Source organism: Streptomyces sp. NPDC054770, assembly GCF_053611985.1.
The window spans coordinates 42,062-65,987 of sequence record NZ_JBSHBL010000021.1 but is presented as its reverse complement, the minus strand read 5'-3'; the positions used below and the strand labels follow the sequence as shown (position 1 = coordinate 65,987).

Below are 23,926 nucleotides of genomic sequence, written 5' to 3'. Positions count from 1 at the left end.
TTGGTGGAGCGACGATTGCGTGGGAGGGCCGCTGTACGGCTACGGCACCGCGGTCCGGACACCGGCGGCCGGGTTCTCCAGTGGTTCGTGCAGGGAGAACCCACGGTTTCCGTGTGCCGAGATCTCAAGCCGGATCGGGATCGGGTTCGTTCCTTCGTAGATGGGTTTCACCGAGTACTGCACGATCTCACCCTTGTCCACCGCCTTGTAGATCTTGGCCTCGATCGCCTTCATCACCGGGGTGTTCACCGGATTCTGCGTCAGGGTGACCAAGTTCTGCCGGGCGTACGGCCCCTTTCCGGGTCCACCCAGGATATTGGCCAGCAGATGGCCGCGGGCTTCGTTGAAGGCGGTGCCGTCTCCGCGCCAGCCGGGTGTGCGTGTCGTACCCGCCTCGCTTCCGGTGTTCAGCATCTCCTTCCGCAGCGCGGCGAATACCCCGGTGGGACGGTCCAGATCGTCGAGCTTGCCGAAGCGGACACTCCCGTCCCACTTGTAGCGATCCTGCTTGCAGGCCTTCGGCACCAGCCCCAGCGGGTCACTCCACGTCTCGGGATTGTCGACGTAGGCCACCGGATTGGGGGCGGGCGCCAGACCGAGCGGGTCAGGAGTCGCGTAGCGGGCCGTATCGGGGTCGTAGTGGCGGAAGAAGTTGTAGTGCAGGCCGGTCTCATGGTCCGCGTACTGGCCGGGCAGACGCAGTGGTGTGTACGCGGTGGAGTTCCGGTTCCAGGCCGTGGTGCCCCAGATGGTGGCACGCCTGTGCCAGGCGATCTCACCGTCCTCGGAGACGAGTTCGGTGGGGGTGCCCACCAGATCGGTGACGATGGCGAAGAAGCGGGAATCGACGCCGTCCTGGACGCCCGGGGTCTCCGCACCGAGGAACTGCGGGAACGAGCGGCTGCTGCCACGCCGTTCGAGTTGCGCGAGCGGCCGGTCGTCCTCGTATTCCCACGTGATGACGGCGCCAGTGGCGCTGTCGGCCTGCTCGGCCAGCCGGGCCGCGTCCCAGGAGAAGCGGACGCTCTCCACCGGTGTCCGGCCGTCCGGGCCCATGCGGTGCTTGGCCGTGCGCCGGCCCAGCGGGTCGTAGTCGTACCTCCACAGGGTGCCGTCCGGCGTGGTGCAGGAGACCAGACGGTCCTCGGCATCCCACTCGTAGCGCCACGTGTCCGGCTTCCGGGACAGCCGTTTCCGCTGCCTCAGGACCACCCGGCCGGCAGCATCGTGCTCATGGCGGACAGAGCCCGCCTCACGTATTCGGGTCCCGCTGTAGGTCCGCGGGCCACGGGCTTCCGGATGCGGCGCCGTGTCCGGCCACTGGGCGAATGTCTGGTTGCCCGCCGCGTCATAGGCGTACGACTCGTTCCAGTCGGCCGCGGTGACGGCGAGGGGACGCCCTACCGGATCGAGGGTCACTCGGCGGTCCTCGCCGGTCACCGGGTCGGCGACCGAGACGAGACCGCCGTCGGGGCGGTAGCCGTACGAGCGGGAGCGCAGTGTCCGCTGTCCGGCTGCCAGTTGCTGGCCGGTGCGACGGCCGAGAGCATCCCAGGCCTGGGTGAGCACCACCGGTTCGGCGGTCGGACCGAAAGTGCGGGCCGTTTCGCGCCCCATCACGTCACGGGTGACGTGGAGAGCATGTCCGGCCAGCCGCACGACCGTCTGCCGGTCCGCCACGTCGTGTGACAGCACGGTGGCGGCGCCGCTGGGGGTGGTACGGCCGGTTCGGCGGCCTGCGATGTCGTAGGTGTAGCGAGTGGTGCGTCCGTCGACGTTCTCCGCGAGGACACGGCCGACAGGGTCGAGTTCCAGGGCCAGGGTCGAGGCCGCAGTGGCCGCGGCCACCAGGTTGCCCGCCGCGTCGTAGGTGTACGTGGTGCGGTCACCGTCGGCGTCCTTGCCGACGACCCGGCCGGCGGCGTCCAGCTCATAGGTGATGGTGCGGCCCAGCGAGGTGGTGCACGAGCGGAAACGGCCGGCCGCGTCATAGGCGTAACCGAGTGTCCGGCCGTCGAAGTCCGTCTCGGCGGTCAGACGGCCGCCCGCGTCGTAGGTGTACGTCCAGGTCGCCCCCTGCGGATTGGTCACCTCGGTCAGCCGCAGGTCGGTGTCGTGGGCGAATGTGTAGCGGGCACCGTCGGGGTCCGTGCGGACCGTCAGGACGTCGAACGCACCATGGGTGAAATGCGTGACGCCGCCCAGCGCATCCGTGTGGGACGTGCAGTTGCCCTCGGCGTCGTAGGTCCACGACTCACTGCTGCCGTCCGGGCCCGTCGCCTTGACCGGCAAGCCTTCCAGGCTCCACTCCACGTGGATGGTGCTGCCCGCCGGATCGGTGACGGTGCTCTGGCGTCCCAGGGCGTCGTAGGTGTAGGAGGTCACCGCTCCGACGGGATCGGTGACTGTGAGCGGCAGGCCCGCCCGGTTGTAGCGAAAGGCGGTCGTGTGGCCGAGTGCATCGGTCATGGCCGCGATCAGGCCGAGTGAGGTGTAGGTGAAGCGGGTGGTCGCGCCCGCGGGGTCGACAACGGCTGTGCGGTTGCCTTGTTCGTCGTACTCCTGGCGCCAGACTCCTCCGTCAGGTCCCGTGATCGACACGGGGAGACCCCGCGCGTCGTACACGGCGTGTGTCTCCCCGCCGTCGGGCCGACGCACGGACACGAGCTGCCCCCGCTCGTCGTAGTGGTGCCGGGTGGTGTTGCCCAGTGGATCAGTGACCGCGGTCAACCGGTTCTCGGCGTCCCATTCCCAGCGGGTGACGTTGCCCAGCGGGTCGGTCTGCCGGACCAGCCGCAGCCCCTCGTTGTGCTCGTAACGGGTGCTGTGTCCGAGGGCATTGGTGACGACGGTGCAGCGGCTCGCGTCGTCGTAGTCCAGCGTTCCCGTGAGGTAGCCGTCGGTGCCCGCCGTCCGCACCACCCGGCCCCGCTCGTCGTACGAGTACTCGTACCTGTTGGCGTTGCGGTCGGTCCAGGAGGCGATCCGGCCCTCCTCGTCGTACGTGAAACGCAGTGGCCGGCCGGAGCTGTCACCGACCTCGGTGAGCCGGCCGTTCTCGTCGTAGCCGAACGTTTCGAGAAGCGTCCCCCCGGACCGCTCGTTCTCGGCATCCAGCAAGCGCAGCCCCACTATCCGGGGAAGGCGGGGATGTCGGTCGAGGCCGAGGCGGTAGCCGCCCGAGTGGGCGACGCCGACCGGCGTCCCGTCGTCGGCGTACTCGACCGTGATCCGCTGTCCATGGCGGTTCTCGATGATGTGGAGGGGGAGGTCGAGTGCCTCGCGGTCATCGGTGGGACAAGGGCTGTGGAAGACGTAGGACAGCCCGGTGTCCGGGTGGGTGATGCGCAGCGCGCCGTCAGTCTCGTGATCCCAGGACAACGGCAGGCGCGGGCCGTTGGAGGGCAGGACCGGCTCGTCGGAGTCCGGCGGGAGAGGCGGATAGACGAGCCGTGCGCCATCGGGTGCCGCGAAGACGAAACCGGCGTCATCGGCCTGGATGCGTTGATCGAGGGTGGAGGCCCAGGAAGGACCGAACCAGCCGCCGAAGCGGTACGACGACAGGTGCGTGCGTTCCAGTACCAACGGCAGCGAGGCCGGCAGCTCCACATCGGTCTGCGGAAGGATCACAGTGCCGGTGGCCACGTCGATCGGATCGAGCTTGCACTCCTTCTCCGCTGCGGCGATGCCCGCCTCCAGCTCCTCCAGTTCCCCGGGCCGGATCCGCAAGCGGGACAGGCCTCCGCCCGACTCGAACAACCGTGTGAGCTTGGCCAGTTCACTGGGCTTGAGCGCCTTCAGCCCCTTGCCCAGCGCCTTCCCCAGCACCCCGAAGCCGACGCCCATCACCGCGCCCTCGGCCAGGATCCCCGCCAGCTTCTCCGGATCCTTGAACGCCCCCGGATCCTCCAGCAGGGTGCTGAAAGCGGTGAAGGTCGCGCCCTCCTTGGCCAGCTTGGCCGTCTCGGCGACCGCGCGGATCTCCTTGAGCGCCTTCAGCGCCCGCTCCACGCCCCGGATGACCTCCATGATCCCGCGCACCGCGGTCCCGAGAGCGCTGCCCTCCTCCTCGATCCGCCCGACCAGCGCCACCACCTTCAGCGCCCGCTCGCCCGCCATCAAGGTGGCGGCCACGTCCGAGGCACCCGCGGTCAGCACCGACAGCGCCAGGCCCGCGATCTCGAACTCGGCGATCTCCGCGAGCATCACGCCGATCTCGGACAGCAACTCGTGCGCCTGGTCCGCGAAATCGTCCAGCGCCTTCGCGCCCTCCCGCAGCGCGTGCGCCATCTCACCGGCCTGCTTACGGGCCGCCTTCGACCGCTGCCCGAACGCCTTGGCGGCCTTGCCCTCCCACTCCACACCCCGCAACGCGCGCTCCGCCGCGGTCGCGGCGTCCTCCAGCCCGCCCGCCAGCTGCCGCCACTTCTTCGCGATCTCCCGCACCCCGTCCGGATCCACCGCCGGATCCGAGATGCCCAGGAACTCCAGACCACTGGCGACCGAGTCGCCGAACATGTGGTTGAACTTGTTGATGTAGTGGAAGGGGTTGAGGTCGACCATGACGCCGCCGCTCAGCCCTTCTCGTCCTGGGCCGCAGCCGCGATCAGCACGTCCAGCAGGTCGAAGGCGTCGGACACCTCGCCGATCAGCTTGGCCTCCGCCTCCCACTCCTCGTCCAGCTGCCTGGTCAGCCTGGCCAGCGTGGCCATGCCCTCGCGTATCTCGCCGGTGGCGCTGAGCAGCGAGCCGAGTGCGCCCAGCGCGCCCAGGTCATGGGCCTGCGCCTGGAACTGCTGCAACGGCTTCGCCGTGTGCTGCCCCACCCCGCGCAGTCCCGAAGCCGCCTTGTGCATCGACGCGGCTTCCTTCTTCAGGTCCGACATGCCGCCCGCCCCCGAACTTCACTCTGTGCACATGCCAACCCGACGACACTAGGGAGAGCGGTTATGCGAAAGGTATGGGCGAGCCCAAGAGACGGCAAAGATCGGCAGGCGCCGCCGCGCTACGCCCGCGGCCGCATCGACACCAGCTTCCCCCACACCACCATCCGGTACCGCGAGGTGAACTCGGGCGTGCAGGTGGTGAGGGTGATGTAGTAGCCGGGCTCCTTGTACCCGTACGACGGCTTCACGATCGAACGCGGTACGGCCCGGACGACCCCCGAGTCCCGGGACGACGTCTGCGGCAGGATCTGGTCCACGGCGTAGGTGTACGTCGCCGATCCCGTCTCGACCTCGATGGTGTCCTTGCGCCTGAGCCGCGGGAGGTAGCGGAACGGCTCACCGTGCGTGTTGCGGTGCCCGGCGAGCGCGAAGTTCCCGGCCTGGCCCGGCTGTTGGGTGCCGGGATAGTGACCGACGTACCCGTGGTTGAGCACCTTGGGCTTGCTGACGCCCTCGGCGACCGGCACCCGCAGCCCGAGCCGCGGGATGACGAGAACGGCGTACGCCTGGGAGGCGGCGACCCGGGTGGTGTACGACATCCGCTGCCGGCCGGCGCCGGAGGACCCGCTGGACGCCGAGGAGCCCGCCGCACCGGAGCCGCCCTTTCCGCCGCCCCCCGATCCCACCGATCCCCCGGAGTTCCCGGAGTTCCCGGGGTTGCCCCACTCCCGCTCCAGGGCCGCCACCTTCCGCGCGGCCCCCTGTTTGGCCTCCCGGTTGGTCCACCACAGCTGGTGCACGACGAGGAGCATGAGCACCACGCCCACGGTGACGAGGAGTTCGCCTCCGGTCCACAGCACCCGCCGACGCCGGGCCCGCCACCGCCGCTCACCGTGCCCCACGACCCGCACCGCGCACCTCCCGCCGACGCCCAGTCGGCCCCGCACGATAAGGCGATCGCCGCCAAGTCACCAGAGCCGTAGGGATTCCCGTCACCGACCCTCACCACGATCACTTCCTTCACTGGTTTTAGAAAGCACTGTCACAACCCTCGACAACCTCACACGCCACACCTGATGCTTCCTGTTGGCATGCGGGGGGACGAGTCAACGCCGGTTCGGGAACCGGCGCTTGAGCCGCAACGGAGAGGTCGAGAAGCAGCCATGATCCGACGCAGAACACTCCTGGCCGCCGCGGGCGGCGGCCTCCTGGGCAGCGCCCTGGCCACGGGCACCGCCCGCGCCGACGCCACGATCGCCGTCAGCCCGTCGACGTCGTACGGCACCTGGGAGGGCTGGGGCACGTCCCTCGCCTGGTGGGGCAACGTCTTCGGCACCCGCGACGACTTCGCCGACATCTTCTTCACCACCAAGTCGACGACGTACAACAGCACTTCGCTCCCCGGCCTGGGCCTGAACATCGCCCGCTACAACCTGGGCGCGTCCAGCTGGAACAGCGTGAACGGCGAGAGCATGGTCGCCTCCGCCAACATCCCCGCGTTCAAGCAGATCGAGGGCTACTGGCAGGACTGGAACAACGAGGACCCCACCTCCTCGGCCTGGGACTGGACCGCCGACGCCACCCAGCGCGCGATGCTCGTGAAGGCGGTGAACCGCGGCGCGACCGCCGAGCTCTTCGCCAACTCCCCCATGTGGTGGATGTGTCTGAACCACAACCCGTCCGGCGCCTCCGACGGCGGCAACAACCTCCAGTCCTGGAACTACCGCCAGCACGCCTCCCACCTGGCCTCCGTGGCCCTGTACGCGAAGAACAACTGGGGCGTGAACTTCGCGACGGTGGAGGCCTTCAACGAACCGTCGTCCTCCTGGTGGACGGCGACCGGCACCCAGGAGGGCTGCCACATGGACTCGACGGTCCAGGCAGCCGTACTCCCCTATCTCCGTAGCGAGTTGAACAGACGAGGCCTGACCAGCACCAAGATCTCGGCCTCGGACGAGACGAGCTACGACCTGGCCCGCACCACCTGGGCCGCCTTCTCCTCCACCACCAAGGGCTACGTGGACCGCGTGAACGTCCACGGCTACCAGGGCTCCGGCGGCCGACGCGACCTCCTCTACACCGACGTCGTGACGACGGCCGGCAAGGCCCTCTGGAACTCCGAGACCGGCGACAACGACGGCACCGGCTACACCCTGGCCTTCAACCTGCTCTACGACTTCCGCTGGCTGCACCCCACCGCCTGGGTCTACTGGCAGGTCATGGACCCGTCCTCGAACTGGGCGATGATCGCGTACGACGCGAGCACCCTGGCGGCGGGCGCAGTCACCACCAAGTACTACGTGATGGCCCAGTTCAGCCGCCACATCCGCCCCGGCATGAAGATCCTCGACACGGGCGTGAGCAACGCGGTGGCGGCCTACGACTCCTCGGCGAAGCGCCTGGTGATCGTGGCCCTCAACACCGCCACCTCCGCCCAGACCTTCACCTTCAACCTCTCCGGCTTCACGACGGTGACGGGCGGCTCGGGCGGCCTGGTCCCCCGCTGGAACACGGTGACGACGGGCGGCGACGCGTACAAGTCGTACTCGGACACGTACCTGTCCGGGAAGACGGTGGCGGTGTCGGTGGCGGCGAAGGCGGTGCAGACACTGCAGATCGACGGGGTGACGATCTAGAACCACTTGGTGGTGGGGGGCACAGGAACCGTCTGCCCGTGCCCCCGTACCCCCCGTCCCCACCACCACCGCTACTGCAACCGAACCCGCAACTCCACACTCACCTCATCCCCCGCCCCCAACCCCTGCGGCTTGCGCACCGCACTCTTCAGCGGCAGCAGATACCCGCCGTCCTTCGGAAACAGAGAAGTCTCGAACACCACCCCGCCCACCACCGCCTCGACGGGAATGACCCCCCACCCGTAAGAGGCCATGGCGGCGACGGCCCGAATCTCCTCCGACTCCTCCTCGGGCACAGGCACGAAGTAATAGGGAGCGGGCCCCCGCCACTCCACAACACTCCCACCGAACAAAAACCGCATAAGACTCCCCTCCCGCTCGATTACTGCCCCCATCTCTATCTCTCCTTGTCACCGCCGGGCAGTACGGTGTCGTTCATGCGCCCCGACACGCCTGCCGAGAACGTCGACCACACCGCCGAAGCGGCACGCCTGGAGCGGACCGCCGGCCTCTACCCCGAGGACGCCGAGGCCCTGCTGCTCCAGGCCGCGGCCCACCTGGAACTGGCCGACGACCGCCCCGCCGCCACCGCGCTCTACGACCGCCTCCTCTCCACCCCGGACACCCTGGAGAACGCGCCCCTCGTCCGCGCCCTGAAGGCGTCGAACCTGTGGGAGTACGACCACGAGGCAGAGGCGCGGGCGATCATCGACGGTCTCCGCACCACCGGGCCCCGGGACCCGGCCCCCTGGGTGATCATCGCCGAGTCCCTGGAGTCCCACGACGAGCTGGAGGCGGCGCACGACACGTTCACGGAGGCAGCGACCCTCCTCCTCACGGACGTGGCGGAACCCCCCTACGCCACCCACCCCCTGTTGTACGGCCGTCACCGGGTCCGCCGCATGCTCGGCCTCCCCCACGACGACTGGGACGCCCGCGCCGACACCCTCCACTCCTCCCCGGTCTCCCTGGACGAACTCCACGACCCCAAGCGCGTCTGGTCCCTGGGCTCGGACAACCCGGCGGAGCTGGAAGCGGAAATCTCCCGCCTCCGAGCAGAGCTCGGCGCCTACCGCGAGGCCCTCTCCCGCCCCTTCCCGGTAGCGGTCCTGCACTGGCCGACGGCAGAGCTGGCAGAGCTGCTGTCGGCGTACCCGGACCTGACCACCGAGTACCCGTCCCACCCCGAGCACCTCGCGACCATAGAGTCCTCACTGCGCGAGCTCTCCGCCTCCGGCACCCCGAACCTCGGCATCGTGACCGGCACGGTCCCTTCCTACGAGGCCTTCGCCGCCTCGGAGGGCTCATCCCCGGGGGACTCGACGCTGCTGCCGCAGTATGCGACAACGTTGGCTGCGCGGGGGCGGGCGGTGGTTTGGCCACCGCAGAGGACGTCGGAGTGCTGGTGCGGCGGGACCCAGCCGTACGACGCCTGCCACGGCTCGTAGACCACCCACCACCTCCCCGCCGCCGAACCCACCCGGCGTGCCCGGCCGACCCGACGCGCCCCCAACCCCGGCCACGACCGCAGCCACCCTGGGGGCGCACCCCGGAAAGCCGCCCACTTTCCCCGGGCCGCCCGCTCGCTTCTACCCCGTGCCGGAGCGGCCCGGGTCAAGGGTGGCCCGCCCGAAGGGCCATCGGCGCAGCCGACGCGGACGCGGAGCGGAGCGGGAGCGCCCTTGAGGCGGGCGCGCAGGCCCGACACTGACGAAGAGGTAGGCGGCCCCAGCCTGCAGTCTCGCACGCAGCCCTCGGCCCAGACCGGGGGCTCCCACCTAATTGCCCGTCCGTCGCCCCCCACTGGCAAAATGCTTCTGTGTCAGACGTCACCCCGCCCTCCCCAGTCGTTTCCGCCCGCATGAGTAAGCAGGCGAGCAAAGACACTGCTGCCGAGCTAGCCGTACGACGACTGCTGCACGCGGCCGGGCTGCGCTATCGCGTGGAATACCCGGTGCCTGGCATGGCCCGACGTCGAATCGACGTGGCATTCACGTCGATCAAGCTAGCCGTGCTCATCGACGGATGCTTCTGGCACGGATGCCCAGAACACGCGACGCAACCGAAGGCGAACGCAGAGTGGTGGCGTCAGAAGCTAGACCGCAACATGGCTCGAGACACAGAGACCACTGAACACCTCATGGCGGCCGGATGGGAGGTCCTGCGGTTCTGGGAGCACGAGGCGCCCGACGCGGTGGCGTTGCGCGTCGCCGAGACAGTTCAATGTCGCCGCGCAGCCATTAAAGGAAGACAAGCAAGGAGACAGGCTCGATGACCGAGTTCACCTTCGTCGATGTGTACTCGGGATCGATTGGCGTGGCCTCGGGCCCGGAACAGGCAGACTTCGCTCCTCGACTCCTGATGGACTTCGAGCGGCACGCCTGTGACACGCTCACAGCCACCGGCCTCACTGGAGCGTGCTCGATGCGGCTCTCTCGGCTTCGCCCTCATGGATAACCCGGAGGCATACGGCGTCGGCCTGCTGGCCGCTGGCACACCCCTGGCGAGTCGAACGCGACGGTGACGCGTCGATAGCCGGACACCGATCTCCGCCTCGTCAAGACGACCACCTGCCAGGTCCACTCCGTACAGCCACGTTCGCCAGTCGGGTCTGCCGCCGGCTGTAGGCGAGGCGCTGGGTCTCGCGGTGGTAGCGGCATTACAGCAACCATGAACCTCTAACGCCGGCTACACTTCAAGCCCATGAGCCACATCGAAAGGGAACACTCCCCACCTGCGAATTTCCGCATTTTGGACCTATTTGCGGGCCCTGGTGGATTGGATGTGGCGGCACATGTCCTCGGATACGAGGTCACCGGCATCGAATGGGACCCGGAAGCATGCGCCACCCGTGCAGCGGCAGGGATGGACACCTTCCAGGGAGATGTCCGGCACTACCGTGCAGCCTTCTTTCCTCTTGCCCAAGTACTGACCGGCGGACCCCCCTGTCAGACCTTCACCGTAGCCGGGCACGGGGCGGGGCGGCGGGCTCTGGACCAAGTGGTGTCGTACATCGAGCAACTGCACGAAGTCGTGCGTCCCGAGAACGCGGACTGGATGAAGATCTTCCGGACCTGGCGACGGATCTCTGAGGAGCTCCGACGGAAGGAGATCGAGGCCAAGGAAGTCAGGGCCGAGAAACGCAAGGTCGAAGAACTCAGGGCCACGAACCGCAAGGTCATGAAGACCAGGCTGGAAGAGCTTGGACGGTCTTCGAGTCAGGTCAAAACCTTCCTGAAAGGGCTCAGGACCCCAGAGGATCTTGAGGTCCCGGATGACGATGAGGAACTCAGGGGCCTGCTCAAGGAGTTTTGGGATCTTGCTGACAGCCTCAAGATATTGAAGGATAATCTCGAGGAATTGGGCGACGAACGAACAGGGTTGGTCCTGCAACCCCTTTGGTGGGTTATTGAACGGAGCAAGCGCCCCGGCTCGAAGCCTTACGAAGCCGTCGTCCTGGAGCAGGTGCCCGCGGTAATGCCGGTATGGAAGGAGTACGCCAAGGTGCTCGCGTCCCTAGGGTATCGAACCCGAAGGCAGCTGATGCACACCGAGGAATTCGGCGTTCCACAGACTCGACGGCGTGCGGTACTGATGGCCCGTCTCGTTCCGACTGCCCCTCCAAACGGACTCCCCACCGATCTTCTCCTCAGCGTGCCCGAAACTCACGAACGTTACCAGCCCCGGGTACGCTCCACAACGACACCGAAAGAACGCCACTCGGACGCCCTGTTTTGGGAAGCTTCGGAAGAGGTTTTCGAAGGAGCTCCCAGACAGCCCTGGGTATCCATGGAAATGGCACTCAAGAAGGCGCGGAAGATCTCACCGGGGAAGGTATACAAGCGTCCCGCTTTCACTGTTGTCTCGAACTACGGGACCGGTGGGGACCCCGAGGCACGCGGTCGACGCGACCACGACGTCCCTTCTGCAACGATCACCGGGAAGGTGTCACGGAACCGCTTGGTTCACCAGGGAACCGACAATGACCTCGGAGAATTCGACCGCTTCACCCATGCCGAGGCTGGCGTGCTCCAGACATTCCCCGTCAAATACCCTTGGAGCGGCAACGACATTCCTCAACAGATCGGTAACGCCGTGCCTCCCCTGCTCGCACTGCACGTGCTGCAGCACCTCCTTGAACCCGAGCTGAGCGGCAACAAGGCAAGGGGCAGGCTGAAGCGAGCTGCCGAGGAACTTGAGTCCTGGAAGCCTGCCGGCCCGATGAAGCCCCGCAGGCACCTCGGTCTGAAGGGGCACCCGCTCACGGACAGATAACCCTTTCCCGTTCGTTTCCAAAGCGTCCGACCTCTTTGACCGGGGTCGTCTCGAACAACTCCGTGCACTAATCGATGGGTGCGACTACCGACTCCTCCGGGACGAGCTCCTCGCCAGGTCCGGCCCGGAAGGAATGCCGTCACACCAAGGCCGCGGAGGCTCGACCTCCGCGACCCGCTGACGGAGCGCCTTAGGATCGCGCGGCTCCTGGCCCGTCGTAGACCAAGGTCGCGCCAGGGACGCGTCGCCATGAGGGCGACACCGGTCGGGCTGCTGTTCGGGGCACTGAGGGGCGCTGGTCTCAGTAGCCTAGGGTGCGGCTTGGCTCCCAGCAGATGGAGCCGATCGGCCACTGCGACTGCCCTGTCCGCCCATTCTTCACTGGGGTCAAGGTTTACACGATGGCGCTCCACGCTCGCCACGTACCAACACAGATTCTGAGATGTTCGACAAAATGGTGGGTTCATAGGGGCCACGGTAGGCGAAGTGAAGATCGTTGCGGGCGCGTGTACACAAAACGAAAAGTCGAAGACGGGCGCCCACGCTGGTCGGGTCCTCTGCATACGCGTCCAAGTCCGGCACAAAGAGACTGTCAAACTCCAAGCCCTTCATGCTGGCCGTGGTCACGATCCGGATCGGGCGGGCCGAGAAGTCGATGGCATCTCGGTAGGGATCATCGTGAGCATACGCCTGGGTGTACTTCGCCAGACCGAGGTGCGTGAGTCTGCTCTGGATTTCCCGCAGCAGTTTCGTCGACCTGCAAATGACTCCGATGCTTCGCTCCGGATGCGTTTTGAATCGCTGGGAAACCCTCGCGAGAAAATGCTCCACGGATGGAACCTTCAGGACGGTGGGAGTGGGACCGACACGCGTCGGCAAGGACATATTATCCGGCGATTCCATTTGAAATTCTGATGCCAGGATCGCGATCTCCCTACTGCATCGACGGTTCTCCCGCAGCACGAACGGAACGTCCGGTACGCCAAGGAACCGTCGCATCTCGGACAAGCTACTGTCGTCGTCATCGATCCGCTGGTTTTCGTCTGCGAAAACGGTGACGCCGACACCTATGATGCGACACAACTGGTAGAAGGCGACGGGCAATTTCTGTCCCTCGTCGATCACAAGATGCGCGTTAGATGCCACCCTTTGCCTGATGCATTCTCGCTGTATCCCGATCCAGTCGTAGCCAAAGGCATCTTCCCCACTCAGCGGAGGATCGGTCCCGAAACGCTTCTTCCAGAAGTCCTTGAACCACCGATGGTAGGTAGTGACATTCAGGGCCTCCGTGAGGTCCGGTGCCAATTGTGCGAGGTACTGATGCAGCAGATTGGAGTACGTGAAGAGGGCTACGTCGCGGCCAGCAACTGTCAACGCCCAAGCCCGATAAACGGCCATCACGGTCTTTCCGGTACCGGGTGCCCCCGTGACGACGTGGTTTCCGTGGAACGGAAGGTCGAGGACTGCCCGTTGCTCTGCGTCAAGGTCGAGAAGGGACGGGATCTTCACGGCACATCGACGGCTCTTGCCGACTCCTCGAGTGCGGCCTGGACGACTCCGCGAAAGAACCCTGGGACCTCACCGTCGCCGATCAACAGTGTCCTGTCCAAGAGGGAGTTATCAATCTCGCAGCACGTCTCAGGAAGCAGCGTGCAGGCATGGCAGGCGGCACGGTTGAGGTTGGCCAGCGACCTACCAGTCGAGTCGGCACAGAGTGGGTCCTGGGAGCACCACTGCGCCGATTCGAGCAGTCGGATCAAAGTCTCGACAAGGTTTGGTGGCTGCCCCTGACGTACGAGCCCTCCCAACGTTCCCTCGGCGTCCCCGGCGGCCGTGTAGATGAATACGCCGGCCTGAGGCGGAAGTTCACTTCCTGGCGGGTGGCTCCGAGCGTAGACACGCTCGCGTAGTGACGCTGCATTGTATCCACTGTCATAGGAGAGTTGGCGGATGAATTGATGGGCCAGGGTGTGCAGCATCACGAATCTCGGAAGAAGGTCCGGCCCCGTCTTCTCCCTGAGGCGGTCGGCCTTGAAAGAGGCTTCCATGTTGCGCATGATGCGTCGTGTCCAGCCGCGCACCGAATCAAGCTTCTCCCAGTCGCTCACGCGTTGCTCGTCGACGGCGATGAAGATGCCTTCGCCGTAGGTCTCGATGGCAGGCAGCCATCGGGCCCGGGTCTGCGTGTTGACCGACACCACCCGCCCGCCCTCGCCCTCTTCGTCATCACCCGAGCTGGGCTCGTACCGCGAGAAGCCCTGCAGCGCACGAACTTCGCGTACCCGATCGGCGACGACCACCGCGGTTATGCCTGCGGCCAGCTCCTCCATGGATCCTGGGGCGTCGTGGCCGACCCCGAGATGAGTCCGACGCACGGAAAACGTCTTGGAATCAGCAACGGATTCCGGCGCGGAGAAGGCCGCCCACTCGGCGATGCTGAGGTCCTCGTCCTGACCGACAACAGGTGACATCGATGATGCTTCGTCGGCATGGCGCCGTCGCACAGTTTCCACGAACTCCTCTGTGACCTCACATTGGTTGGCGATCACAGTCCTGAGGGCCTCCGAGATCGGGCTGCCGTACTCGTTGTTGAAGTCTGGCCACAAAGAGTTATTGATGACCTTCTGGGTCGATTCATCTTCCTCGGAAAGGCCCGCCGGCGCCGGGATGTCGATCGCCGAGTGAGTGATCGGGAAGTACACGTTCGAAGCACCTCGCTGTACCGCTTGCGGCGTTTCTTCACAGGAATCCGCCTCGTCGGTCTCGTATTGCCAGGGGTGCGTTCCCGCGCACTCCACACCTGTCTGCTTGAGGATGTTCTTCTGGCTGATTCCTGCCAGATTTCGACCGGCTCGACAAACGGCACAGACGACGCGCAGTGCCTCCAGTCCGGAGGACTCAGGAGTGGCGAGAAACCGGAGCCGGCGAACCTGACATTGACGCTGAGCATGACCCTCGCCCCTGGAATGGGCCCATCTACGCCAATCGATGTCGGCCATATGGCCTGCCCTGCATACCTGAATGAAACGCATCGGAGCCAGCTGCGGCCTACCGGCACAGTGCCCACAGGTTGGCTGCTTGTCCCGTTGCTCGCGCTCCAGGCGCCAGTACTCCATTTCCCTGCACTGAGGGCAGAACAGCCACTTGGGGAACCGCACGTACGAGGGCCCACTGCGGCTCGCGTAAGCGGCCTTTCCGGAAGGGATGACGGGGGCCGACCGGAAGCCTTCGACTCCCAATTTCCTCGCAAGCCGTGGCGAATCAACCCGCTCGGCATTGGCTGCCCAACTACGGATGTCGGCAGCTACGAACGATTCGCCTCGCAGATCGAGGATTCCACCGACACCGAACGGGACAATAGTCTGCGATCTGCGAACTTTGCGTCGAATGTCCTTCACGGCCCTCATGTTCCTTTCACGCTGACGAGGCATTCACGGTCGACATTTCGCATCGACTGCGCCGTCTCCCACAGGCCACCCTGCTTGCCGAAGTCCCTGAGGAGCGACTGGTGCAGTCGTCCTTGAGGCTGGTAATACAGCCGGCTGCCCTCACCGCGCGCGATCTCGGCCTCCTGCATCCAGGCTTCGATCAGGGAGTCCAGCTGCTCGGCTGCGGCATCGGCCTCTTCCAGATCGGCTCGCCGCGCGTGATCCACCACGAGGTCGCGGATACGGGCGACTTCATCCGCGTGATCGAGGATGTCTCCGGCCCTGTTCTCCGCGTCCAGCCCGATTCGGTGTCGCACAAGGATGGTCAGCACCGCATGAAGAGCCCGTTTACGAGAGGGCATGGACCATGGAGTGACGCTGGTGGGTTCGACATGCCGATAGAGCGAGCGGTGGTACACGCCGAACGACTCGTAGTGCGATCTGTCACGCGGTTTGGTCGAGCGGAAGAGTGTGACGATCAGTCCCGGTACATGACGACGACCTACTCGGCTGGTGGCTTGGATGTATTCCGAAGTCGTCTTGGGCTGTCCGTTCATGAGCATGAGGCCGAGCCGAGGAACATCGACGCCTACGGACAGCATGTTGGTCGTGGCAAGGAAGGAAACACTGCCGGCTTCCTTGAAGCTCTTGCCGAGACGCTCGAGCAATCGTGGTTGAGCGGCACGCGGAATATTGCTCGTGAGCTCGACAACCGCATCGTCGTTCAGCCCGCGTCGCTGCGTGTCGTCCTTCGTCAGATGCTCGAGGCGCGCGGGGATGTCGTCCCGCGCGATCGTGACAGTTCTGCCGAGTTCTCGAAGGCTGTTGTGATAGGCGACCGTGGTCCAGTAGGCGTCACGGAGGTTGTCGTCGTCACAGATCTCCTTCGGGGCTTGGAGCGCGGCGGCCCCCACATGCACGGTCGACGTCGAGGCAGTGTGCCCCTGTGCCATGACACCCACGTACAGACGTCCGGGCTTGTCGTTGTCTGGCGAGGCGAAATAGGAGTGACCAGCGTTGATCCCTGCCGGAGGGAAGAGCTGTGCGGGTCGACCGTAGAGGCTACGAATCTGGTCCTGCGAGCGTCGGATCGTCGCTGTGGACGCGATCACCTTCGGCATGGTGCCGCCGCGGGTGCAGAGTTCGAGGACGGCTGCTTCGTACAGACCGACCGTGGTTCCCAGAGGTCCGGCCAGGAGGTGGAGCTCGTCCTGGATGACCAGCGAGGGCGCACGTTTGCCGTTCCCACCGAAAAGTTTGCCCGCTTCTGATTCCCAGGCCAGTCGCGCGAACTTGTCCACGGTGCCCAGGACGAACGTCGGAGGCTCTTTGTACATCTGCTCGTCCACGACGGACACAGGGAGCAGCTCGTGGAAGACGCATGCGTCGCGCGGGCAGAAGAACGAAGTGGTGACTCCGTCCGCCCGGATACCGAAGTCGCGATCCCGTCCCTGCCGTTCCGGGACGATCTCGGTGCCGCACCAAGGGCAACGCTCGAGCAGGAAGCGATCATCGGGGTTGTTCATCTGCTTCAGGGCATCCAGCTCGTCCTGCGCAGCCGAGATCTTGTTCGGCGTCGTCTCCTTACCTACCCAAAGACCGATGGAAAATGGTTCCTGCCCCAGCTCATGGGACAACGCTCCGTCGTGCCCTCTCCTGATGTACTCCAGGGCACAGACTGCCGTTGCAGTGCGCTGGAACTGCTGTGTGGTGAGGAGACTCAGCGTGTACCGACTCAGAACAGCCGTGCCACCCCCAGCGGCACCGAACGTCAACCGGCGCCAGAGGATCTCGAAGCAGGCGGTAAGGAGGTAGGCCTCCGTCTTGCCTCCGCCTGTCGGGAACCAGATGAGGTCGACCGTCCTCCGACTCTCGTGCTCGGGCTTCATCAGCCCCTCGATCACTATGAGGAAAAAGGCAAGCTGAAACGGGTGCCATGCATAGTCGCCGTCGGGCTCGGACAGTTCGAGCACTTCACTGTTTCTGCGGCGACGGCTGCCCGCCAGCTCTTTGCGACTGTGGAGCATCTGGAGCGCCATGGCGCGGTTGGCCAGCCGGAAGGCCTCACGTGCCCTGGCTCCTGCTGGGGTCGATGCGGTGAGGGCTTCCACTCCAGACGACATGCGGTCGACTGCTGTCCCGATGCGTTCCAGGATGCGCGCAGTGGGCGCGACAGCCCACGTCGGCAGGGAATCCGCATCCGACCGCTGGGTGCCGAACCACTCTCGATAGCCCCGGACGAAGGAGAGCAGTTCAGCCTTCAAGTCGTCCACGGTGACATCCGGCTGGGAAAGATACGCGAGGTTGAGCACCGGTAGGTCCTTGGGACCGTCGGGCTTGATGTGCTCGACCACCTGTTGTGGCATGACCTCTGCCCGCACGGTGGTCACGGGGTCGGATCGGTAGTCCCACTCGACGGCGCATCCGTGTCCCACGGCTCTGGTCACGATGTCCCGGTACTGGACCCGGAGTTCCTGCTCCTCCTCGTCGCGGCTGTTGAGGCGGGTACTCGGGTACTCCAGGATGAAGGATCCATCGAGTGTCGTCGCCTGTAGTTGAGCCTGGAAGAGCATCAGTTCGCGGTCCTTGTGCGTACTTTCCTCCTCGTCGTGTGCGTTCGCCAACACACAGGTGATGAGATGTCCGTTACCGAAAGGGCGCCACCGGACATGGAGAAGACCATGACCGTCCAGGATGCCAATCGGCGTAGTTCGTTCGGCGGACACGATCTCGGTCGTGGAGAGTCGCGGTTGTCTCCGCCAACTGCGACGCCCACCCTCCCGGAGTGTCAGATAGCGGGACGCCCCACATGTCACCTCAATGTGGCGAGCATTGGTGAAGAAGGAGAAGCCGAGCGAGGACGGAAGCCATGCGTTCGCCTCGGCCACCGGATCGTCGGCGAAGCTGTCCTCCTCCCCGTTTCCCGCCTCCGTCTCGCTGAAATCCTGCTCGCCGTCGTCCTGCGCCTGCTCCAGCAAGGAGGCACCCCGCGGGTACAACGTGCCCATCAGGTAACGCCGGTCGGGCGGGTCGACGAGCGTCTCGTCCTCAGGACCTGCCGGCCCGACCAATTGCTTGCGGAGGTACGTCACGAAGTCGGAGCGGTAGTTCGAGAGTTGTGATGCGGAGTTGTTCACTGGAGACGTCCCTCCCGCATGAGCACGGTTATACCCAATTCTCTGAGTGCCCGGCGGGTTCCGGGGCGGCAAGCGACCCAGAGCTGGGCTCGAGCCCTGGTCAGGGCGACGTAAAGTGCGTCCAGACGGCCTCCGAGATGTTCGGGCTCGAGATCGATCACACAGACCACGTGGTTCTCGTGGCCTTTGAAGTCGGTGACAGAAGACCAGGTGAGACGGTGTTTCGTGCGGTCGGTTCCGACTACGTCGGAGAATCGCTCGATCTTCGAAGCTCGTTGTGTCAGGCGGGCCGAGCTCGGTTCCCACTCCCCGGCCGCGGACAGCAGCGTGATGTCACGGAGTGAGACACCCTCCCGTACGAGTTCGTTGACATAGGCGTCGAGCACCACCGCCTCCTCGCGGACGTCTTGCGCGTCGACGAAGAGGACCGGCTCGCCCTCACCTGCGGACGCTACTCCCAGGTCGGCGCCCGTGTAGTGATGGACCTGCTTGACGATCTGCACGGTGTTACGGCAGTTGCGCTTCATAGGTCCGTACATGAGGCCCAGGGGGCGCAGGTAGTCCCAGGCGTCGGGGTCGAACGCTTCCGGTGCCAGTACCTGGTTGTTCTGATCGAGCATAAAGAGCCAATGGCCTTCTGCAAGGCCGCCCGAGACGAGTTTCTCCAGGGAGTCCAGATGCTCGAAGGTCATCAGATCCTGTGCCTCGTCCACGATCAGCTGGTCGAAGGTGCGACCTCGAACTTCGTCCAGCCGGTCGAAGGGCAGGACCGTGATCGAGTCGTCCGTCAGGATCCGGTCCATGTGGGCAGCCAGCGTGGTGCTCGCACAGGTGAACAGGACGCTGCCGGTGACGGCCTTGCGGCGGGCCGCCTCGGCGGCGAGGAAGGTCTTGCCGGTGCCGGCACCCCCTGTCCAGACGAGGCGCGCGTTGGACTCCAACTCGTCGAGCCTGTCGATCTGTTCGCTTGTGAGGCGCTCGAAGACGACGTCGAGATGCGTCAGCCGGGACCGCAAATTGGGCACGAGGTCGAACTCCGGGCGGACAGCCTCAACCATCCTCTTGCGAAGGGAAGCGGAGACGGGGGTGCGGGCCCACCCATTCCGAGCCAGCCAGAAGCGAGTGGCTCGTTCGATGCCCTGTGCAAGACCACGTCCGCCGTCGTACGCAGTGGCGCCCAGATATTGTTGGGGCTCGAACTCGGTCGTACGTTGGATGTCGACGTCCGTGGTGATCACGAGGTATCCGCTGGGGACTCCGTGGTCCCTCAAGTTCCCGACCAAGGCGCCGAGCTCCCGCTCGAGCTCGTGCATGCCTCCGCTGGCCTGGGCGAAGGGGCTCTCCTTGGGGCCATCTTCACGACCTGGAGGCCCGTAGTACCACTCACCGTCGCGGTGGTGGACCCTACCGCCCTTGACCTCGATGAAGAGCAGGATGTCGGGCATGATGACGACGAAGTCGATCTCGCCAACACGCTTCTTGTGGTGCTTGGGAAGATGAACCGTGTGCAGGGCGACGCTCTGGTCATCGGGGATCGCCTTGAGTGCCATGAACACACTGCGCTCGGCCTGGCTCCTCGTGCTGCTCGAGATTTCGCTCGGAATGATTCGCATCAACTCTCCCCATGGTCACACCCAGACGTCATCAAAATACCGAGCGACAGATCCTCGGCGCGCCGCCTCTGGCGAGGAAGTACTGGCAGCGACGGCCCGTTGAGTGATGGACTACGACGGAGCAGTGACGAAGCAGGGGCGCGGGGGCGTGATGACCACTGAGCGGGGCGATGCATCCGGGATGCGGCTGGATCGAACCGGTCGGGATCTGCTCGTCCGGCTCGTACGTCGATTCACGGACGAAGGGGTTGAACACAGCGCAGCCCTGATGCAAGTGATAAGGGCCTCACGCCTCGAGCCGCACGAGTCCCAGGCCTTGTACGAAGCCGTGGCGGCCGCACAGGAGGAGGCCGAACAGGAAGCAGACGCATCGGACGTCACGGAGAGCCCGGCTCCCGAGGAGGGGACCGGTCCCGACGAGGTGGTCGACGACCTAGATCCCTTCGACGAAGGAGATGGGGCCCCGGACCTCGAGTCTCTTCGAGGGACGGTACGTGTTGGTGACATGTCGGCTGCCCGTCGCGCCGCTCTACACCTGCTCGAGACCGATCGACGACGAGTGCACCCGCACCGACGCCTGCTGAGCGCCGAGGAAGAGGTCGGGCTCTGCCTTCTCTTTCGAGGAACAAGAAACTCCTCGGAAGAGTTGCCTCATGGCTACCTGGGGACGCTTCCGCGAGACAGCGAGTCCTATAGAGCCGCTTCTGCCATGGTCATCCACAATCAGCGGCTAGTACACAAGATCCTACGCAGCATGGGGCGCTGGACAGGTGATCCCATGTACGAAGACCTTGCGCAGCACGGCATGGTTGGACTCATTCGTGCCATGGAGAAGTTCGACGTCTCGATGGGGTGCAAGTTTTCCACTTATGCCACCTGGTGGGTTCGGCAACGCATCACGAGAGCCGTGATCAACGAAGAGGCCGCGATTCGGCTTCCGGTTCACGTCTGGAACGATGTGGAGAAGGTACGGAAGCGGGAGCGAGCCTTTCTTGACCAGGGGAGAATACCCAACGTGGATGATCTGTCCTTGGCATGTAAACTCAGTCCCGCAAAGGTGACGGAGTATTTAAAGTTGTCGCATCGGGTGGTTCTGTCGCTCGACCAACCTGTCGGCCAGAAGACGTCTCTCGGGGAATTGGCCGTCGACGAGTTTCAGCCCGTTCCGAGTCCGGAACAGGAGCTGTGGTCAGAATTTGAACGCGAGGAACTTTTCCAGTTTTTCGATGCCTGCATGTTCACGGAGAGAACCCGGAATGTTCTCCTGTTGCGGCATGGCTTCATCGACGGCACGGCCCGGACGTTGGAGGAGATCGGGAAGAAGTTCGAGATCACGCGCGAACGTGTCCGGCAGATCGAGAAGCGGGCTCTGGAGGAGCTGAGGATCCAGATGGGACTGGATCCCGACAACCCCGATGCGGAACGCCGTCGGAGGAAGGCTGCCCGGAAGATTGCTCAGGAGGTCGCCGAGATGTCCGAGCAGCGCAATCGGACGGGGCGAGCAGAGGTGGGGGCAGGCGCATCACTGCAGAAGGGCAGTCCGGGCAAGCCGGAGACAGCGGGCGGTTCCGATGAGAAAGAGGGAGCAGTGGCCTCGAAGGAGATGGAGTTCGGTCGGTGGTTGGCCGAGCGGATGCGGGACGAGGGGATCGACGAAGGTCAACTGGCACACCGGTTGACAGTGACACAGGCGCTTGTCGAAGCCTGGCTCGATGGTCGTTCCATGCCTGGCCCCGACCTTTTGGCCAGGGTGCAGAAGAACCTCGGAGTTGACGCGAAAGTTGGACAGGACTTCGCGGGTGGTGCGGAACGATCAGACGCGTCCTCGGAGACGTCGGTCGTGTGGTACCACCGACCCGGGCACGACGACGGTGGGCGAGAATTCGGCAACGCGGCGGCTTTCGCCTTCGAGGCCGATCTGGAAGTTCTGGCTCGTGAGGCGACGCAGAACAGCCTCGACGAGCGCGACAGAAGGAACGATCGCCCGGTGAGGATCCGCTACACGCTGCACGAATTGACCGGTGAGGCCCTGGAACTGTTCCGCACTGCGATCCACTGGCACGACCTCCACCCGCACTATCAGGCTGCTGCCGCACAGGACCAGAAGGTCGGGCGGGTCATCGGCGCCGGCTTGCGGGAGATGTTGGAGCGAGATCGGCTGGTCCTGCTTCGCGTCGACGACTACAACGCCAACGGGCTTACCGGTGACGACTATGACGACGGCCGCTTCGCCGCCGTGGTGCGACGCCAGCTCGAAAGCCGCAAGTCGGATGCGGCGGCCGGCGGCTCGTACGGACTGGGAAAGGCCACGCTCTGGGCGACGAGCCGACTAGGGCTCGTTCTCATCAATTCGACGCTTTCAGAACCCCATGAGGGGCACACGCAGCGGCGACTGATTGGACGACTCGATCTGCCCTGGCGTGAAGTGGACGGCAAGAGATTTGCCGGGCCCGCTTGGTTCGGGCAGCCGGATCCAGCTGCCGACAACAGTGAGGTCGTCCGTTCCTGGTGGGCTGACGAAAAGACGGCAGAGGAGTTGCATCTCAACCGTGAGGGCGATGACCCCGGTACATCGTTCTTGATCGTTGGAGCACATGATGTAGCCAGCCTCGCCGGGGCCGGGCAGGACCTCGAAGGCGATGCGGGTGATGACGAGGACAGCCTGGAGCGCATGCACCAGAGGCTGGTTCGTGCGCTCGGTCGTAATTTCTGGGCTGCTATGACAGCAGGAGGGGACCGCCGGCCCCTGCTGGAAGCATCCGTGCGCACGTTGCGCAACGGAGTGGAATACGTGGAGGAGGAGCGGGTCGAGCCGGAAGTGCATCAACCCGCGCGCTCGCGTGCTCTTCAGGCATTTCTGAGCGGCACTACGGTGGACCGGCTCACCGAGGCCGGTCAAGTAGCCCTCGTCACTGTGCCATTGAAGGTACCAGAGAGGGATGGCTTGACCGTAACGGCCGGTGAGCACAGGGCCGTACTCCTTGTCACGGAAGCAACGGACGCCGATGGCAAGATCAACCAGGTGACTGCGATGCGCGGCAACCGCATGACGGTCAAGACCAGCTGGGTTCCTGGCCTCCCTGTGGGAACCAATCCGTTCCAGGCAGTTCTGCTTGTGGGCCGGGCGGCGGGCGACAACGCGCCCTTCGCAGCTGAAGCTGAGGAGTTTCTTCGATCCTCCGAGCCGCCGGAGCACAACAAGTGGGGTCAGACCGAGGAGTTGCGGATGCGCTACTCGCCTTCGGCCCATCGGCGGATCTCGGCGTTGACGTCGGAGACCAACAGGGCCGTGCACGAACTCGTAGCGGTCCCTAAGGAGAAGAAGTCCGACGGACCCGGCAGGGTGAGTAAACGCCTCAAGATCTCCGGCAAGCCCGTCGGCAAGGTCAGGGGGGCTGTGACGCCTCCTAAACTGGATGACCTGGATGCAGTTGTCGACGCTTCCGGTGCATGGCAGATCACTGCCGAGGTCAAGGTGCCGGCTGGGGGCGACCCTTGGAAAATGAGCCCCGTCGCCAAGCTGGAGGTTCGATCCGGCCCTCGACCAGTGGTCAAATGGGCCGAACTTGTTGCCGTCAGCAATTGCGAAGTGGTCGACGGCGTAGTGCATTTCCCACCCGGTAGTCGTCGTGCGGTATTTCGAGGCGTCACCGACGTGTCCACGCACCCGGTGAGGGCCGCACTGAGCGGTCTCGTTGTCGAACTCCACGAGAGCAAGGGAGGCCTCGCGTGAGGGTTTATCCGTACCCACGGCTGACCGGTGCCGTAACGGCGCGCGTCACGGCCGTCCGGTTGCGAGGCCCCGGAGACGTCCGTGAACAGTTGGAATCCAAGGGATACTCCGTCGTCGAGCAGGTCGTGGGGGGGCGCCCGGGAGGGGGGCCGGCCGACGGCCCAAGAGCGCGCGGCCAGCGAGACGCCGACCCGCCCCAGAGCAAAAAAAACAAAGAG

General features: G+C 65.2%; 13 protein-coding genes. 5 read left to right on the top strand and 8 right to left on the bottom strand.

Annotated elements, in window-relative coordinates; translation table 11 throughout:
- Positions 1–39 precede the first annotated feature (39 nt).
- The 3 genes from ACWGKQ_RS20290 to ACWGKQ_RS20280 form a co-directional block, all read right to left on the bottom strand.
- On the bottom strand, positions 40–4,563 hold the full coding sequence (locus ACWGKQ_RS20290; protein WP_453293307.1) for a DUF6531 domain-containing protein: 4,524 nt from the start codon (positions 4,561–4,563) through the stop codon (positions 40–42).
- Between the two features lie 11 nt (positions 4,564–4,574).
- Positions 4,575–4,886: a hypothetical protein gene (locus tag ACWGKQ_RS20285; protein ID WP_453293306.1), complete on the bottom strand. Its 312-nt coding sequence runs from the start codon at positions 4,884–4,886 to the stop codon at positions 4,575–4,577.
- A gap of 119 nt (positions 4,887–5,005) precedes the next feature.
- Entirely contained in the window at positions 5,006–5,797 is a 792-nt protein-coding gene (locus ACWGKQ_RS20280; protein ID WP_453293305.1) for a class E sortase, read from the bottom strand.
- Positions 5,798–6,049: 252 nt separating this feature from the next.
- On the opposite strand from ACWGKQ_RS20280, the gene ACWGKQ_RS20275 reads away from it, so the two are divergent.
- Entirely contained in the window at positions 6,050–7,522 is a 1,473-nt protein-coding gene (locus tag ACWGKQ_RS20275) for a beta-1,6-galactanase (RefSeq protein ID WP_453293304.1), read from the top strand.
- A gap of 71 nt (positions 7,523–7,593) precedes the next feature.
- Here ACWGKQ_RS20275 and ACWGKQ_RS20270 read toward each other — a convergent pair whose 3' ends face one another.
- On the bottom strand, positions 7,594–7,884 hold the full coding sequence (locus ACWGKQ_RS20270; RefSeq protein WP_453293374.1) for a DUF1905 domain-containing protein: 291 nt from the start codon (positions 7,882–7,884) through the stop codon (positions 7,594–7,596).
- Positions 7,885–7,959: 75 nt separating this feature from the next.
- On the opposite strand from ACWGKQ_RS20270, the gene ACWGKQ_RS20265 reads away from it, so the two are divergent.
- From ACWGKQ_RS20265 to ACWGKQ_RS20255, 3 genes are all read left to right on the top strand, one after another.
- Entirely contained in the window at positions 7,960–8,970 is a 1,011-nt protein-coding gene (locus ACWGKQ_RS20265; protein ID WP_453293303.1) for a hypothetical protein, read from the top strand.
- 413 nt (positions 8,971–9,383) lie between these two features.
- Positions 9,384–9,797, top strand: coding sequence for a very short patch repair endonuclease (locus tag ACWGKQ_RS20260; RefSeq protein ID WP_453293302.1), 414 nt, complete (start codon positions 9,384–9,386; stop codon positions 9,795–9,797).
- A gap of 428 nt (positions 9,798–10,225) precedes the next feature.
- The gene (locus ACWGKQ_RS20255) at positions 10,226–11,797 is read left to right on the top strand and encodes a DNA cytosine methyltransferase (RefSeq protein WP_453293301.1); all 1,572 of its coding nucleotides are present in this window, start codon (positions 10,226–10,228) and stop codon (positions 11,795–11,797) included.
- A gap of 387 nt (positions 11,798–12,184) precedes the next feature.
- Here ACWGKQ_RS20255 and ACWGKQ_RS20250 read toward each other — a convergent pair whose 3' ends face one another.
- From ACWGKQ_RS20250 to ACWGKQ_RS20235, 4 genes are read right to left on the bottom strand one after another with little or no spacing between them, the layout of a single operon-like run.
- Entirely contained in the window at positions 12,185–13,306 is a 1,122-nt protein-coding gene (locus ACWGKQ_RS20250; protein ID WP_453293300.1) for an AAA family ATPase, read from the bottom strand.
- Positions 13,303–15,204 carry a DrmB family protein gene (gene drmB, locus ACWGKQ_RS20245; protein WP_453293299.1) on the bottom strand — a complete coding sequence of 634 codons (1,902 nt, stop codon included), beginning with the start codon at positions 15,202–15,204 and terminating at the stop codon, positions 13,303–13,305. The genes ACWGKQ_RS20250 and drmB overlap by 4 nt, the downstream gene beginning before the upstream one ends.
- Positions 15,201–18,362, bottom strand: coding sequence for a helicase-related protein (locus ACWGKQ_RS20240; RefSeq protein ID WP_453293298.1), 3,162 nt, complete (start codon positions 18,360–18,362; stop codon positions 15,201–15,203). The genes drmB and ACWGKQ_RS20240 overlap by 4 nt, the downstream gene beginning before the upstream one ends.
- Positions 18,359–19,975: an NERD domain-containing protein gene (locus ACWGKQ_RS20235; protein WP_453293297.1), complete on the bottom strand. Its 1,617-nt coding sequence runs from the start codon at positions 19,973–19,975 to the stop codon at positions 18,359–18,361. Before ACWGKQ_RS20235 ends, ACWGKQ_RS20240 begins: the two co-directional genes overlap by 4 nt.
- A 106-nt stretch (positions 19,976–20,081) precedes the next feature.
- On the opposite strand from ACWGKQ_RS20235, the gene ACWGKQ_RS20230 reads away from it, so the two are divergent.
- Complete coding sequence (locus ACWGKQ_RS20230) at positions 20,082–23,708, top strand: sigma-70 family RNA polymerase sigma factor (protein ID WP_453293296.1); 3,627 nt, start codon at positions 20,082–20,084, stop codon at positions 23,706–23,708.
- The last annotated feature ends 218 nt before the right edge of the window (positions 23,709–23,926 follow it).

Bases quoted from the DNA above. Each gene is read 5' to 3' on its own strand.
- ACWGKQ_RS20290 (WP_453293307.1), bottom strand. From the start codon at position 4,563: ATGGTCGACCTCAACCCCTTCCACTACATCAACAAGTTCAACCACATG.
- ACWGKQ_RS20285 (WP_453293306.1), bottom strand. From the start codon at position 4,886: ATGTCGGACCTGAAGAAGGAAGCCGCGTCGATGCACAAGGCGGCTTCG.
- ACWGKQ_RS20275 (WP_453293304.1), top strand. From the start codon at position 6,050: ATGATCCGACGCAGAACACTCCTGGCCGCCGCGGGCGGCGGCCTCCTG.
- ACWGKQ_RS20270 (WP_453293374.1), bottom strand. From the start codon at position 7,884: ATGCGGTTTTTGTTCGGTGGGAGTGTTGTGGAGTGGCGGGGGCCCGCT.
- ACWGKQ_RS20265 (WP_453293303.1), top strand. From the start codon at position 7,960: ATGCGCCCCGACACGCCTGCCGAGAACGTCGACCACACCGCCGAAGCG.
- ACWGKQ_RS20260 (WP_453293302.1), top strand. From the start codon at position 9,384: ATGAGTAAGCAGGCGAGCAAAGACACTGCTGCCGAGCTAGCCGTACGA.
- ACWGKQ_RS20255 (WP_453293301.1), top strand. From the start codon at position 10,226: ATGAGCCACATCGAAAGGGAACACTCCCCACCTGCGAATTTCCGCATT.
- drmB (WP_453293299.1), bottom strand. From the start codon at position 15,204: ATGAGGGCCGTGAAGGACATTCGACGCAAAGTTCGCAGATCGCAGACT.
- ACWGKQ_RS20235 (WP_453293297.1), bottom strand. From the start codon at position 19,975: ATGCGAATCATTCCGAGCGAAATCTCGAGCAGCACGAGGAGCCAGGCC.
- ACWGKQ_RS20230 (WP_453293296.1), top strand. From the start codon at position 20,082: ATGGACTACGACGGAGCAGTGACGAAGCAGGGGCGCGGGGGCGTGATG.